The organism is Tabrizicola sp. (genome assembly GCF_041913445.1).
Lineage (GTDB): Bacteria > Pseudomonadota > Alphaproteobacteria > Rhodobacterales > Rhodobacteraceae > Tabrizicola.
This window is the reverse complement of record NZ_JAYSFG010000012.1, coordinates 1-13,485: the sequence shown is the minus strand read 5'-3', so window position 1 is coordinate 13,485 and position 13,485 is coordinate 1. Positions and strand designations below refer to the sequence as shown.

Here is a 13,485-nt window from a genome sequence, read left to right as displayed (position 1 = left end):
CATAATGCGCACAAATGTCCGAAATTCGATTGGAGATCCCTTGGACCAGCCGCCATTCACCCGCCTTGGCCGCACCTTCCGCCCGCGCCGTCTTGTCACCGGCCTCTGGCAGATGGCCGATCAGGAACGCGACAGTCGCCCCTTCGATCTGGATGCCGCCGCCGAGGCGCTCCTTGGCTACGCGCGCGCGGGTTTTGACACCTTCGACATGGCCGACCACTACGGCAGCGCCGAGATCGTGGCAGGCATGGTCCACCGAACCATGCGCGAGGCGGGCGAGACGCCGCCGCTGATCCTGACGAAATGGTGTCCACCGCCGGGTCCGATGGACACAGGCACGGTTCGGAAGGGGGTTGAGACTGCCCTGCAGCGCCTTGGCACCGACCGGGTGGACGTGATGCAGTTCCATTGGTGGCGGTACGAGGATCAGCAGTACCTCGACGCGCTGACCCATCTGGCCGCCCTGCGGGACGAGGGGCTGATCGGTGAGATCGGCCTGACCAATTTCGACGCTGCGCACCTGGAAATGTTGCTCGACCACGGCCTGCCGATTGCCTCCAACCAGGTGTGCTTTTCGCTTCTCGACCGGCGTGCCCGCAACGACATGGCCCGTGTCGCGGCAAAGCATGGCGTCGCGGTGCTGGCCTTCGGCACGTTGGCGGGCGGGTTCCTGTCCGAACGCGCGCTGAACCAACCCGAACCGCAGGACATCCAGGACTGGAGCCGGATGAAGTACAAGCGCTTCATCGACCAGGCCGGGGGGTGGGCGGTGTTCCAGTCCTTGCTGCGCGTGCTGGACAGAGTGGCACAGCGGCACGGCGTCTCGATCTCGAACGTCGCCACCGCCTGGACCCTGGCCCAGCCCGGCATCGCCGCCTGCATCGTGGGCACCAGGCTGACCGAACGGGAACACCGGGCCGACAACCTGCGCGCCCTGTCATTGCGTCTGACAGCCGACGATCTGGCCGAGATCGAGGCTACCCTCAACGCATTGACCGGCATCCCCGGCGATTGCGGCGACGAATACCGCAAACCGCCCTTCCTCACGGCCTCGGGCGACCTGTCACACCATCTGGACGAACTGCCTGCGCCGATGACCGTAACCGAAGGTCCGGGGCGAAGCTGGGCCCTCTCGGGCAGCATCTGGGAGGAGAAGGCCGGCTTCGCCCGCGCCGTGCGCAGCGGGCGGCGCATCCTCGTCAGCGGCACGACTGCCACCGCGCCCAACGGCCAGCCAGTCTGCCCGAACGATGCCGGCGGGCAGGCGGTCTATGCACTGGACAAGGTTCGCGCGGCGATCTTGTCGCTGGGCGGGCGGCCCGAAGACGTGATCCGCACCCGCATCTATCTGCGCCATGCCTCCGACTGGGAAAGCGTCTCGGCTGCACATGCCCGCGCTTTCGGGTCTGCGCGCCCGGCAAACACCCTGATCGGCGGCGTTGATCTGATCGGCCCCTATCTGGTCGAGGTGGAAGTCGAGGCCGAACTGCCCGAATGACCCCGGGGCCGTTGAAAGGAGTCCCCCGGCTGCCGGGCTGGGGGCATCAGTGCGCCATGACCTTGCCAAAGAAATCCCGGGCGCGGTCGGTCCGGGGGTTCTGGAAGATGTCCTTCGGCGAGCCGTCCTCAACGATGGTGCCGCCGTCCAGGAAGATCACGCGATCAGCGACCTCGCGCACAAAATTCATCTCATGGCTCACCAGCATCATCGTCATGCCGCTGTGCGCCATCTGGCGGATCGTATCCAGCACCTCGGACACCAATTCCGGGTCCAGGGCCGAGGTCACCTCGTCCAGCAGCAGGATTTCCGGCTTCAGGGCCAGGGCACGCGCAATCGCCACGCGCTGTTGCTGGCCCCCGGACAGCTGGTCGGGATAGGACCCCGCCTTATGCAGAAGGCCGACCTTGTCCAGCAACTGACGGGCGGTTTCCATCACCTGGTCCCGCGCCCGGCGCTGCACCTTCAGCGGCGCAAAGGTGACGTTTTCCAGCACCGTCATGTTCTGGAACAGGTTATACTGCTGGAACACGATGGCCATCTTGTCGCGCAGCGCCCGCACTTCGCCGGGGCGCTTCATGTCGATGACCTGGCCGCCGACCTCGACCGCGCCGCCGCTGGTCACATGCAGGCCGATCAGGCTGCGCAGGATGGTCGACTTGCCCGAGCCGGACGGCCCGACCAGCGCAAGGACATCGCCCTTTTCGACAGAGAATGTCACATCCTTGACGACCTCAAGGCTGCCAAGGTGCACGCGAAGATTTTTGACTGCGAGGTGCGGCAAGCCGTTTCTCCAGATACTGGCCCAGCAAGCTGAGCGGGAAGGACAGCAGGAAGTACGCCAGGGCCACGGTCCCGAAGACCAGAGCGGCGGAATATCCCTGATTGTTCAGCTCTTTCGCCCGGAACGTCAGCTCGAACACGCCGATCTGACTGACAAGGGCCGTGTCCTTGATGAAAGAGACGGAAAAGGCGATCGCCGGGGGCAGGATCACCGGCCAGGCCTGCGGCAGGATCACGCGCATTGTGGTCTGCCAGCGGCTCAGGTTCATGGTTCGCGCGGCCTCGATCTGCTGGGTCGGAACGCTCATCAGCCCGCCGCGGATGATTTCGGCGGTGTAGGCGGTGGCATAGATGCAGATGGCGATGACGGCGATGGTGAAGAGCGATGCATCCGGCGTAATCGCCTGGATTAGAAACACCACCAGATAGATGATGACCAGAAACGGGATGCGCCGGAACACTTCGACATACAGCGTGCAGACCGCGCGCAAGGGCAGCATCCAGCGCGATTCCGCCTGCCGGACATAGACCAGGAAGAAGGCGAGGAAGAACCCGGCGATGCAGCCGATGAAGGTCATCGACAGGGTCAGGCCCGCTGATTGCGCCAGTAGCCACATGTTGTTCAGACTGAAAAAGCGCGGCGCCTGCTCGATGATCTGGTCCATCAGAAGATCCTCATGCGCAGCCGGAACACGCGCTTGCCGATCAACGCCAGCGCGACGCTCGCCACCAGCGTCAGCGCCACATAGATTGCGGCCACGGCGGTGAAGTACTCCAGCCAGCGGTAGTTCACGGTCGACAGGTTGATCGCCTGACCAGTCAGCTCGTCCACGCCCACCACGGCCCCGACCGACGTGCCCATCACCAGAACGACGACGAAGAAGTTCGCTATGGCCGGATAGACCGCCCGCGCGATGTGGGGGACGATGACATAGCGGATCTGCTGCACGACGCTGAGCCCCAGAGTCTGCGCGGCCTCGATCTCGGACTTGCGCACCGAAAGGAACCCCGCCCGCAGGATCAGCGACAGATAGGCCCCGCAATTTAGCACGAGCCCCGCCAGAACGCAGGTTTCAGCCGACAGCCGGATGCCGAATTCCGGCAGGCCGAAGTACAGGAAATAGATCTGGATCAGGGCAGGGGTGTTGGTGAAGAACACCACATAGATGTCCGACAGTAGTCCGGCCGCCCGGCCACCATAGGTCTTGACCGAGGCCGCAAGCAGCCCGATCAGCAGCCCTCCCGCAAAGGCCGCAGACCCAAGAAGAAGCGTCAGCCAGGCGCCTTGCAGCAGCTGGTCAAGGTTGTCCCAGACGACACCGAACTGAAATCTGTAATTCATGCCTGCCGTCCCGACAGCGGCGGCCAGTCAGGCCGCCGCAACCGGACGCTCCCGTCAGAAGTAGGGGTTCGGTTCGATCTTCACCAGCATGGGTGCGCCATAGTTGGCCTCCCACAGCTCGTTGATCTTGCCCGAGGAGTGCAGGTTGTACAGGATCACGTTCAGCACTTCGGTCAGGTTGTCGTTGCCCTGTGCCACGCCGATCCCGCAATATGCCACGTCGATCGGCTCCGAGATCACGCGCCAGTTCACGTCCGGATAGTTCTTCGTGAAGCCCATGAAGAAGTCGACGTTCTCGACGATCGCATCGGCGCGGCCCTGCGCGACAAGCCGCACAGTGTCGGCGATATTGTCGGCCAGCTCAAGCTCGACGTTCGGCATGTTCTCGGCGATCCAGTCCACCGTCCAGTTGCCGCGCATGTTGGCAAGGGTCACGCCTTCGACGTTGAACTCCTGCCAGCTGTCGCCCTTGATCTTGTCCGTCGTCAGGACAGCCAGCACTTCGGTGTGCAGCGGGACGGTATAGTCGATCAGCTTCGCCCGTTCGGCGTTGCGGGTCAGCGCGCCCAGCGAGATGTCGATCCGATCGGACACCAGGAACGGCACGCGCTGCGCGGTCTCGGTCGGAACCCATTCCACCTGAACGCCCAGGGCCTCGGCAATCGCATTGCCGACCTCGATGTCGAACCCCGCCCATTCGCCCGCGTCGTTTCGCGTACTCATGTTCGGAAAGTTCGGGTTGATGCCGATGCGGATCGTGCCGTCCGACAGAATGTCTTCCAGCGATTTTGCCTGCGCAGACAGGCTGAAGCCAAGGCTTGCAATCAGTGCGCCGGCCGCGAGAAGGTTGCGTCTTTTCATTAGCTACTCCCTGTTTTCTTTTCTTTGTGGCTGTCCATCAGTTTCTTGTGCGCATTATGAACTTCTGTGCGCTTTCCTGACCCTGCCTCTATTCAACAGGTCTGTCAACTGACCATTGCGGCAAGCCACCGATACGCATCGTAGCTGTCACGACACCCGAACGCTCGGCACTTACGCGCGAACTAGGGTCAGGACTCGTTCTTGCTTCATAGCTAGAACATTGCGGCACCGGCGAGGGCGACGGCGGAGAGGAATGTCGTGGCGCATCTGCAGTAACGTGCGGCGATGCGACGCCAATCCTTCAGTTTTCCGAACATGATCTCCATCCGGTTGCGGCGCTTCTAGCGCCGCTTGTCGTAGCGGACGGCCTTGCCGCGCGACTTCCGGCCGGGGAGGCAGGGGTGTATCCCCTTTGCTTTCAAAGCATCTCGGAACCAGTCGGCATCATAACCCCGATCCGCGGTCATCCATTCGGCCGCAGGCAGACTGCCCAGCAGGGCGGCGGCTCCGGTATCGTCACTCACTTGGTCTGCGGTCATGAAGAACTTCAGGGGCCGTCCCTTGGCGTCGGTGACGGCATGCAGTTTGGTGTTCAACCCACCCTTCGTGCGCTCGATCAGACGCCCTCGCAGATCGTTGGACCCCCCTTTTCGCCCGCAGGCTCGAAGTCGTGCGGTGTGCCTTCAGGTCGGTCGCATCGATCATGATAGTCTTCTGCTCGGTGCCCTCGGAGGCCAGTCCCTCCATCATTATTGCGAAGACCCCCATGTCACCCCACCGCTTCCAGCGATTGTAGAGGCTTTTCGGCGGGCCACACACACGCGGGGCATTGCACCACCGCAAGCCATTGCGATTGATGAAGATTATGCCACTCAACACGTGCCGATCATCTACGCGGCGCTTGACATGGCTCTTCGGGAAGAACGGCGTCAACCGCTCCATCTGCTCGTCGGTCAGCCAGGAAAGGTTGCTCATCATCACCCCCGTCAGTTCGGGAGTTTGATGGCTTGGATGCCCCCTCCCACCCGGATGCCGACATGCGAGTGTTGGCCACCACAGGAGCCAAGAGAGGAGAACTTCCATGTCTGACGTTGTCATCATCGGCCTTGATCTGGCCAAGCGGGTGGTCCAGCTGCATGGAACAAAGGCCGACGGGTCGGTTGCGTTCCGTCTCAAGTTGCCAAGAGCTCGCGTTCTGGATTTCCTCGCATCCCAGCAGCGCTGCGTAATCGCGATGGAGGCTTGCGCCAGCGCCCATAGCTGGGGACGAGAGATCGCCAAGCTTGGTCATTCAGTTCGTCTGATCCCGCCAATCTACGTGAAGCCGTTCGTGAGCGACAAAAGAACGATGCTGCCGATGCGGAGGCAATTGCAGAAGCGGCATCGCGGCCGACAATGCGCTTTGTCGCCGTGAAGTCTCAGGAGCAGCAAGCGCGTGCCATGCTGTTCCGCACCCGCGACTTGCTCGTGCGCCAGCGAACCCAGCTGATCAATGCGCTGCGCGGCCATCTCGCCGAACATGGTGTCGTTGCGCCAACGGGGGCGGCGTATCTCAATCGCCTGGCCGCAGCGGCCAGCGATGACAACGCCACCCTGCCGGAACCTGTTCGTGAACTTGGCACCCTCTACCTTGAACAGATCGAGACGTTGAGCGCCCGTGTGGCTGGCCTTGATCGGCAGATGCGAAAGGCTGCCGCCGAAGCTAACAGCATTCGCAGGCTACAGACCATGCCAGGGGTCGGGCCGATCACGGCGATGGCGATCGAGACCTTCGCGCCGCCCATGACCGTCTTCTGCAGGTCCCGCGACTTTGTCGCCTGGCTCGGTCTCGTGCCGCGGCAGCACTCTGCAGGCGGCAAGCAGCGGCTCGGCGCGACATCAAAGATGGGCCAGCGCGACATCCGTCGACTGCTCATCACCGGAGCGATGGCCGTCGTGCAACATGCAAGCCGCAAGGTAGGGTTGGACGGCAGCTGGCTCGGCCGAATGCTTGCCAAGAAGCCGCGTATGGTGGCCATTGCTATTGTCAACAAGATGGCCCGCGGCCTGTGGGCCATGATCCCGACGAACAGGGACTTCAAGAATCCGGCGATGGCAGCAGCCTGAGCGCAGGCCGTGTCGGACACGCGGGGGTGTGAGGAGGTCGACGAACTGTAAGGGCTCGATCGGCAAGGTCGGGAGCAGACAAAGCAGGGTGATTCAATGGGCCCAGAAGCCCGAGAGTTTGATGTGCCTCTGCTCCGCGCATAGCCATACCGGCCAGCGGCCATGATCAGCGCCGCATGAAAGCAACCGACCGCATGCTCGAGCCGTCCGAAAATGCCTTGCACTAACGGGAGCATCCACACCTGAATCACTCAGGCAGGGAGGTCACAAGCAGAACAATAGGTACTAACCCTTGGGGAGCCGGTCTTGAAGCGCGGCGGTCATAGCCTCGTCTGCCGCGGAGAACCATTAGCCGGCGGTCCCGAAGACCCGCAGGGTGATCTGCGCGATGTGCGCTCCGCTCTTCGCAGCGCGCCCGCGCTCCGCGCCCTCCATTTCGCCGAGTGCGTCTTCGCCGACGGTGGCTACGCCGAGCGACTGGTCGGCTGAGCGCAGGACAAGGCCCGTAACGCCCCGGAGCAGCATCTCGGTTGTCGTCCCCATAGCAATCGTTCGTCGATCCTAATGCGAACGACCACTTCCCGCCTATATCTGCCGCTTGTGATATCCGCGGCGGGCCTTTGGCGCGGCAGTCTTGATGGTCCTGCCTTGACGATTCGTTCGGCTCCGCATAGCTAGCAAGTCAACGCGGGCGTTGTGTAATGGTAAGACCCCTGCCTTCCAAGCAAGTGTGTTGAGTTGCGTAGAGTAGCGTATAACTACTAAGGGTTTCATTTAGTTCAGTTTTGTCTTGCATCTTGTCGCGTGGAGTTGCGCCCTGTAGCGTAGCGTTACCTACAAAAGGCCGACAAAATGCCAAAGCTCACCGAGACGTTTGTCAGCAAGCTTCCACTCGCAAAAGAGGGCACCGCGAAGCACTGGGACCCGGAGATCCGGGGCCTAGTTCTGTTCGTCGGGAAGGCCTCGAAGACCTGGTACTTCCAGAAGGACGTGGGTGGTCAAACCCGACGCGTGATGATCGGGCGCCACCCGGCAATCTCTGCCTCTGCAGCCCGGGAGACTGCGTTGGAGTTCATGCTGGAGTGGGGCAGGGGGGCTGGCAAGTCGATCCAGATCGGGGCTCCGACGCTGGGCAAAGCGCTGGAATCCTATCTGGCACGGCCGAAGCTCAGATCAGAAGTTCACAAGAACCTTCTGCGACAGCAGTTCGGTTTGCACCTGAAGGACTGGATGAAGCTGCCACTGACGGAGATCACGAAGGCGATGGTGGTGGAGCGTCACCGCTCGCTTGCTGCGACGCCGTCAGGGGCCAACCATCTTCTCAAATATGTCCGGACCGTCTGGAACCATGCGCGGCGCACGCATGACCTGCCGGAAAGCCCGACGATGGCGATCGAGTGGTTCGAGGAGCAACCGAACGGGGAGGTGATCGAGGACCTCAAGGCCTGGCGCAGGACCATCGACGCCCTGCCCAATCCGATCCACCAGGTCTTCTATGAGTTCATCCTGGCCACTGGCCTTCGCAAGACGGAAGCCTTCACGTTGGAGTGGAAGAACGTTCACGACGACCACATCCACCTGCCGATGACCAAGAACGGGCGGGCGTTCGATCTGCCCATCGTTCCCAGGCATATCGAGATCCTTGAGCCTGTCCGAGGCCTCAACAAACAGTATGTCTTCCCCTCCACCAAGTCAGAGAAGGGATACATCGGGCGACCTGTCCGACTGCGCTGGAGCCCGCATGCGCATCGTAGGACCTTCGCAACGGTGGCTATGGAGACGGGAGTCCTCGAGGAGGTCGTCGGGCGTCTGTTGAACCACACACCCAAGTCCATCACCGGGCAGCGCTACACGAAGCCGTCTCTCGACGCGCTGCGACCCGCGATGCAAGCTGTGGTCGATGAACTCATCAGTCGAGGGGCTTTGTGCCAGCTTGGTCGTGACGAGCTCACAAAAGACCGGAGTTTTACATCGCTATGACAGAACGCGATTTTGTCACGATCGAACGCATCACCCAGAGCGGTGCAGGAAGCACCTCATCCACGATGACCGAAGTGACCTCTGCAAAAGAGGCGCTCGAATGTATCCTTGCTGGAAGCGCGATCTTGGCGAAGAGGCAGGCTGAAGCGCCGCTCGGCCTTCTTACCTTAGCTTTAGACTTGATCGGTCGCGTCGACACTCTCGGCCCACCTGCCTCAACTGCTTTTACACAAATAAATCATCTTGAGAAATTAACACGTCATGGTGCGCGTCAAGACTATATTGATGGCCACGAAGTTCAGTGGCGCGAAGGTTCAGGCGGGCTCAGAAAGCTTGCATGGAACTGTTGGATTAACGGCGAAGACAGACTTCCAAGTGTTCTGGAACAGCTCCGTGCCGTCTTGGATGCGCACCTAAACACGGTAAGAGTTTTGAACCTTATAGAAGCTCCATCGGCAGAGGAGATGCAGCGCGACTGTCTAGTGCATGAGCGCAGCTTCGGCGTTATCTTCCTGAACGGTACGTTCGGGATGCAGCAGCTCACACCTCCATGGTTTGAATTCTACCATAGATTGGAGAATGCCGACCTCAAGATTCAAGAAGCCGTGAATCAGGGGCTCTCGGACAGCAGGATACTTGCATTCGAAGAGCGAGGAGCCGCCGTGGTGCGGCTCGCGCCGAGGCGCGGCTTCGACACCCATCCGGACGAAAAATGCTGGTACGTTCTCACGCGCGATCTTCCGAATGCCTGGTTCCAACCAAGCATTGATTTGAAGGCATCCCGATCAAGGGCGCTGAAATGGCTCCGTGGGGCGGGCAAGCTAGCGGTCAAGAACGGGAAGCGGATCGCTCGCGTGGATGCAATTGACGTCATGAATAGGAAGTTTGGACTGTCGAAGCATGCCGCGACGCAAGTTTGGGACGAAAATGAACATCCCAGCAAAGGCGGGCAGGGACAGATACCCAGGGGTAAGAAGATGCTACTTGACGATCTGATGGAATTTACTGTTTGATTACAGTACCTTGAAATACAATGGGCCGTAGTTTCGCGTCCCCAGCATTATTCAGCGGGAAAAAATTGCGCGAACTTACTGACAGTGAATGACTGTCGGAGAAGCGCGATGAAAGACCACGACAACGACCGTTTGTTAACCCGGCAAGAGGTCGAAGACCGCTTTGGTGTGACGAAACGCTACCTCGAACTTGCGACGATGCGGGGCGAGGGACCCCGCGTCATACGCGTCGGCCGCTTGGTGCGCTACAGGATCAAGGACATCCACACCTGGATTGAGGACTGCGCCGAGAAGGGTACTCGGTGATGTTGAAACACAAAATGGATGTGCTCGATCTGGTTGTTAGGGAGCAGAAGGTCAACGCAGGTGCCATTGTGGTTTTCACACGGCTCCTCCACCACTACAACATCACCAGCGGAAAGTGCTATCCGAGCATAGAGACGATTGCTCGCGCTACGGGCTTTACAGTCCGGACGGTCAGCACACACGTGCGGGCATTGGAGGAAGCGGAATACATCGTTGTCCACCGGCATGGTCGCAAAGGAAGTAATCGCTACGAACTGACTGCACTGGGCGGAAAAATGGTGTGCAGTCCGTCGGAAACTTTGCGTAAAAAACAGCTACCGAAAACTTCCGGCAAACCCTTAAAGAACCCTAAAGATAACCCTTCGCGGGCCGAGGCTAAGCGTGTCCTTGCATCGGTCGGCAAGCCAACCGATCACCGTCAAGATGCCAAGAAGGAAGCCAATGTCGAAGCTGCGCTGGTTCAAGCTTTCGGGGGCGGCGAAGAAGGTTTGGCGAAACTGTGCAGCATACCGACGTGGATCGTGGAAGAAGCCAAGCGCTGCCACTTGGTTGACGATGTTCCCTGCGCCGATGCTGTCAAAGCAGCAATGAAGACGATCAGGGCGTTGGAGGAGGGCCAGGGAGAGCGGCCAGCAGCGAAGTGACCCTTAGCTTCACGCTGCTTCCCCGCAGAATTCCCGAGGAGGGGGGGGCGAAAGTCTGGAAAGCCCTTTCGCCTGCACCCGCTGAGCACCCATCCAGAGATTTTTTTTCATCGGGCGAGGTTTTTCAGACGGCGGACCCGGCCTAAGTGCGGCCCGCTTGGGTTGAACTGCCTGAAAGCGCCAATCTGTCAGAAAATATCATTATCCGTCAATGGCTTATACAGTAGTGATCTGCGCCGCTTGCAGCCTTCATCTATATGGGCAAAGGAAGCAGTAGAAAAAGGAGTATTTGTTTTCGCTAGCTTGTCCTCTGTCAGCACCCTTGGGCATTTGACTTGATTTCGCAGCGGAGGGTTTCAGGCTCATCGTAACCACCAAGGAGTGGAGATGAGACAGGAATCTGGAACAGCAAAGCCGACGGCGGAGTCAACTGTGAAGGACATCGGCCGGCGCATGCGGAAGCACCATTCGGCCGCGGAGAAGATCAGGATCGTGCGTGAACGGCTGCGCTGCAAGGACAGCATGGCTGAGCTCTGCCGGCGCGAGGGGATCGCGACGAGCCTTTTTTACAGTTGGTCGAAGGAGTTCCTGGAGGCCGGCAAGAAGCGGCTTGCGAGCGAAACTGTGCGGAAGGAGACGAGTCCCGAGGTCAAGGATCTGCGGCAGGAGGCAGCATCGCTGAATGAGGCTTTGGTCGATCTCACCCTCTCTTTGAGGTACTACCATATGGAGGTCGGCCTAAGCCCGTCGGCGCCATTCCCCTCTACTTCCGCAAGAGCAATTTGCTTCCAGTCAGCCCTCAGTCGTCCACCGGATACACAGTCTCCGGCACGGAGAAGGTTCACAATGTCTTGGCCCGAAAACAACCGCACCGGGTAACGATCGGCCTCGATCTCCCTTTGCGTCTGCTCAGAGTACCATGAGGTGGTGAAGTACAGACCAAACTGCCCGCGCCCAAGCCGCGCGACCAGGCGAGACACCTGATCCGGCGTGATGGCCGTCTTGTAGCGCTTGGCCTCGCCCAGGAACTCGATCTCGTAATCGATCGGATAGGGCATCTTGAACATGCCAAAGAAGTCGATCCCGTGATCGCCTGTCCGCCTTGTCCGCGTGACGCGATGTTCGAGGCCAGGCACAATATCCGGCAGCTTGTTGATCAGGGCCACAGTAAAGGCCTCGAACTCGGCGGGCGTCAGCGCAGCAACTTCATCGAGGATCTTCTCGTCGTCAGATCCGGCAACGGGAACCTGCTGCTGCTTGCTACGCACCCTTGAGGACCAGACCTGCCGTCTCTCGATCTTCCCCTTAATGACCTTGCGCCAGACCTCGGGGGCATAGTCCCTGTCGGCCTCGCGGACATCGCCGGCGGTCACGCGCCGCCGCAGCCATTCTACGGGAACAGTTTCGGTGTCGAGGATGGACAACAGGATCCGCAGGTTTTTGATCGGTTTTCCTTCGTCCTCAAACCAGGCATGCCGGACATCTGACAGCGCGCAGAGACCATTGAACCTCAGAAAGCCCGCTTTCGGCCTTGAGAAATGAAGGATCGGTGGCATCTCATCGAGTCGACCCGAGAGCCGCAGATTGTTTGTCGCTTCAATGCGGGCGTTGCCCAGGAACTGATTGAACAGCTTCGCGCGCGCCGAGAACTTCGCGTCGCCCCAGTAGTAAATATTGCCGCTGACCTCGTCGACGACGTCGTCCCACGGATTGTGATGCTGGCCCGACATGTCCCGGGTCGTCAAAACGAAGAAAGCCGGCACGGCCCGGCCGGTTTCCGGATCCACGGGTCCTCCCGAGGCCGGATCCTTGAACCGGATGCCACCTGAGTTCGAGATTGAGCCGGCTGAGGTGTTCAGCCAGCGCAGGAGTTCGTCGTCCTCGAACTTCACTCCCGCCCGATCACGATACAGGTAACCTACGCGCCAGAACTCCCCACCCATACCAATCCCCTATATCAGCAGCCGCTGACGCCCTTTCAGGTCGCCAACAACCCTGAGAAAATCACCAACCCCCAATAACCACTCTCGCTGGTCCGCGTGATAGGTGTTGTGCAGTGTCGTGGGCAGAACAAGCTGCAGGCCCTGCCCTTGCATCTCCGCCGTCTGGATCCTTGATATCGCGGGCTCCAGTGTGAGCAGATGCTTGGTCCGGATCCGGTCCGCTTCCGCCAGAACCTGCCGCCAGCGATCCTTGCAGCTGGTCTTCACGGCAAGCATGGCGAGCTGGTCGTCGGGATAGCTGCGATCGGCATACTCGTCTTCGCCGGGGAACAGGAAGTCAGCCGCGTTTCGTTTCTCCGTCGTGGCTTCGCGCGTGTAGCTGATCTCGTGGGCCTGCAGGATGGCTTCGACGTGATGACCGAAGGCAAGGCCTGCCCGAGACTTGCGGCGGTTCTGTACGCTCAGCGAGAAGCTCAGAAATCCGTCAACATCGGCCGTTCCAGCCTCAGTGAACCCCTCCGCAAGACGGTCAGAAACGATCTTCCTCTCCAGATGCCGGAACAACGCCTCTTCATGCTCCATCCAGGCGATGAGCGTCCCATCGGGGTCCGCCTGAGGGTCCACGCCGGCGAGGGTTTCCCGGGTGAAGGCCGACAACTGCACTGTCTCCGGTAACCGTCGCCCGAACCTGTCGATGAGCCGGGCGAAGGTATCCGGCTCGGGTTCTTCAACCTCGATGCCCAGATCCGACAAGACGCTCCGCGCCGCGAGGCCGAGTTCCATCGCATCATCGCGCTCGAGCCGGCGGGCCACGGACTTCCCCTCGAAGAGATCCAGGCCAAACAGCCAGAGGAGCTGCTGGGCGATGGTCGAGCCCACAGGACTGAGAAGAACCATCAGGCTGTCATCTTTTTCCTTCGCGATCACAACCTGGTCGCCTGCCCGCGCCCGATGTGACCTGCCACGGGATTTTTCCTCCATCTGCGATTAGAGTCTGGCCCTTGGAGAG

Annotated in this window: 12 protein-coding genes and 3 pseudogenes; 7 read left to right on the top strand and 8 right to left on the bottom strand. The window is 60.5% G+C overall.

The genetic code is table 11. From position 1 onward, the window contains the following. Window positions 1–40: 40 nt before the first annotated feature. On the top strand, window positions 41–1,498 hold the full coding sequence (locus tag ACE3Q6_RS14005; protein ID WP_374433445.1) for an aldo/keto reductase: 1,458 nt from the start codon (window positions 41–43) through the stop codon (window positions 1,496–1,498). Between the two features lie 46 nt (window positions 1,499–1,544). Here the strand turns inward: ACE3Q6_RS14005 and ACE3Q6_RS14000 are convergent, their stop codons facing one another. From ACE3Q6_RS14000 to ACE3Q6_RS13980, 5 genes and pseudogenes are all read right to left on the bottom strand, one after another. Beyond that, window positions 1,545–2,252: an amino acid ABC transporter ATP-binding protein gene (locus ACE3Q6_RS14000; protein WP_374433441.1), complete on the bottom strand. Its 708-nt coding sequence runs from the start codon at window positions 2,250–2,252 to the stop codon at window positions 1,545–1,547. Further along, complete coding sequence (locus ACE3Q6_RS13995; protein ID WP_374433438.1) at window positions 2,233–2,946, bottom strand: amino acid ABC transporter permease; 714 nt, start codon at window positions 2,944–2,946, stop codon at window positions 2,233–2,235. Before ACE3Q6_RS13995 ends, ACE3Q6_RS14000 begins: the two co-directional genes overlap by 20 nt. Then, window positions 2,946–3,623, bottom strand: a complete 678-nt coding sequence (locus ACE3Q6_RS13990; protein WP_374433436.1) for an amino acid ABC transporter permease — start codon at window positions 3,621–3,623, stop codon at window positions 2,946–2,948. The genes ACE3Q6_RS13995 and ACE3Q6_RS13990 overlap by 1 nt, the downstream gene beginning before the upstream one ends. A 54-nt stretch (window positions 3,624–3,677) precedes the next feature. Further along, window positions 3,678–4,484 carry a transporter substrate-binding domain-containing protein gene (locus ACE3Q6_RS13985; RefSeq protein WP_374433433.1) on the bottom strand — a complete coding sequence of 269 codons (807 nt, stop codon included), beginning with the start codon at window positions 4,482–4,484 and terminating at the stop codon, window positions 3,678–3,680. A 212-nt stretch (window positions 4,485–4,696) separates the two neighbouring features. Continuing rightward, window positions 4,697–5,459, bottom strand: a pseudogene (locus ACE3Q6_RS13980) (IS5 family transposase). Window positions 5,460–5,565: 106 nt separating this feature from the next. Between ACE3Q6_RS13980 and ACE3Q6_RS13975 the strand changes: the two are divergent. Next, window positions 5,566–6,590, top strand: a pseudogene (locus ACE3Q6_RS13975) (IS110 family transposase). Between the two features lie 348 nt (window positions 6,591–6,938). Here ACE3Q6_RS13975 and ACE3Q6_RS13970 read toward each other — a convergent pair. Beyond that, window positions 6,939–7,133 (bottom strand): hypothetical protein, encoded by a 195-nt coding sequence (locus ACE3Q6_RS13970; protein ID WP_374433432.1) that lies wholly within the window; start codon window positions 7,131–7,133, stop codon window positions 6,939–6,941. Window positions 7,134–7,442: 309 nt separating this feature from the next. Here ACE3Q6_RS13970 and ACE3Q6_RS13965 point away from each other — a divergent pair, with 309 nt between their 5' ends. The 5 genes and pseudogenes from ACE3Q6_RS13965 to ACE3Q6_RS13945 form a co-directional block, all read left to right on the top strand. Further along, entirely contained in the window at window positions 7,443–8,570 is a 1,128-nt protein-coding gene (locus ACE3Q6_RS13965) for a tyrosine-type recombinase/integrase (protein WP_374433430.1), read from the top strand. Beyond that, entirely contained in the window at window positions 8,567–9,583 is a 1,017-nt protein-coding gene (locus ACE3Q6_RS13960) for a hypothetical protein (RefSeq protein WP_374433427.1), read from the top strand. Before ACE3Q6_RS13965 ends, ACE3Q6_RS13960 begins: the two co-directional genes overlap by 4 nt. 108 nt (window positions 9,584–9,691) lie before the next feature. After that, window positions 9,692–9,889, top strand: coding sequence for a helix-turn-helix transcriptional regulator (locus tag ACE3Q6_RS13955; RefSeq protein ID WP_374433425.1), 198 nt, complete (start codon window positions 9,692–9,694; stop codon window positions 9,887–9,889). Next, window positions 9,889–10,533: a helix-turn-helix domain-containing protein gene (locus ACE3Q6_RS13950; RefSeq protein ID WP_374433423.1), complete on the top strand. Its 645-nt coding sequence runs from the start codon at window positions 9,889–9,891 to the stop codon at window positions 10,531–10,533. The genes ACE3Q6_RS13955 and ACE3Q6_RS13950 overlap by 1 nt, the downstream gene beginning before the upstream one ends. A 387-nt stretch (window positions 10,534–10,920) precedes the next feature. Next, a pseudogene (locus ACE3Q6_RS13945) lies at window positions 10,921–11,250 on the top strand (transposase); the annotation flags it as partial. Window positions 11,251–11,252: 2 nt separating this feature from the next. Here ACE3Q6_RS13945 and ACE3Q6_RS13940 read toward each other — a convergent pair. Both ACE3Q6_RS13940 and ACE3Q6_RS13935 read right to left on the bottom strand, forming a co-directional pair. Continuing rightward, window positions 11,253–12,425: a restriction endonuclease gene (locus tag ACE3Q6_RS13940; protein ID WP_374433419.1), complete on the bottom strand. Its 1,173-nt coding sequence runs from the start codon at window positions 12,423–12,425 to the stop codon at window positions 11,253–11,255. Between the two features lie 60 nt (window positions 12,426–12,485). Further along, window positions 12,486–13,403: a type II restriction endonuclease gene (locus ACE3Q6_RS13935; protein ID WP_374433417.1), complete on the bottom strand. Its 918-nt coding sequence runs from the start codon at window positions 13,401–13,403 to the stop codon at window positions 12,486–12,488. Window positions 13,404–13,485: the final 82 nt, after the last annotated feature.

Bases quoted from the DNA above. Each gene is read 5' to 3' on its own strand.
- ACE3Q6_RS13970 (WP_374433432.1), bottom strand. From the start codon at position 7,133: ATGGGGACGACAACCGAGATGCTGCTCCGGGGCGTTACGGGCCTTGTC.
- ACE3Q6_RS13995 (WP_374433438.1), bottom strand. From the start codon at position 2,946: ATGGACCAGATCATCGAGCAGGCGCCGCGCTTTTTCAGTCTGAACAAC.
- ACE3Q6_RS13985 (WP_374433433.1), bottom strand. From the start codon at position 4,484: ATGAAAAGACGCAACCTTCTCGCGGCCGGCGCACTGATTGCAAGCCTT.
- ACE3Q6_RS13955 (WP_374433425.1), top strand. From the start codon at position 9,692: ATGAAAGACCACGACAACGACCGTTTGTTAACCCGGCAAGAGGTCGAA.
- ACE3Q6_RS13950 (WP_374433423.1), top strand. From the start codon at position 9,889: ATGTTGAAACACAAAATGGATGTGCTCGATCTGGTTGTTAGGGAGCAG.
- ACE3Q6_RS13965 (WP_374433430.1), top strand. From the start codon at position 7,443: ATGCCAAAGCTCACCGAGACGTTTGTCAGCAAGCTTCCACTCGCAAAA.
- ACE3Q6_RS13990 (WP_374433436.1), bottom strand. From the start codon at position 3,623: ATGAATTACAGATTTCAGTTCGGTGTCGTCTGGGACAACCTTGACCAG.
- ACE3Q6_RS13960 (WP_374433427.1), top strand. From the start codon at position 8,567: ATGACAGAACGCGATTTTGTCACGATCGAACGCATCACCCAGAGCGGT.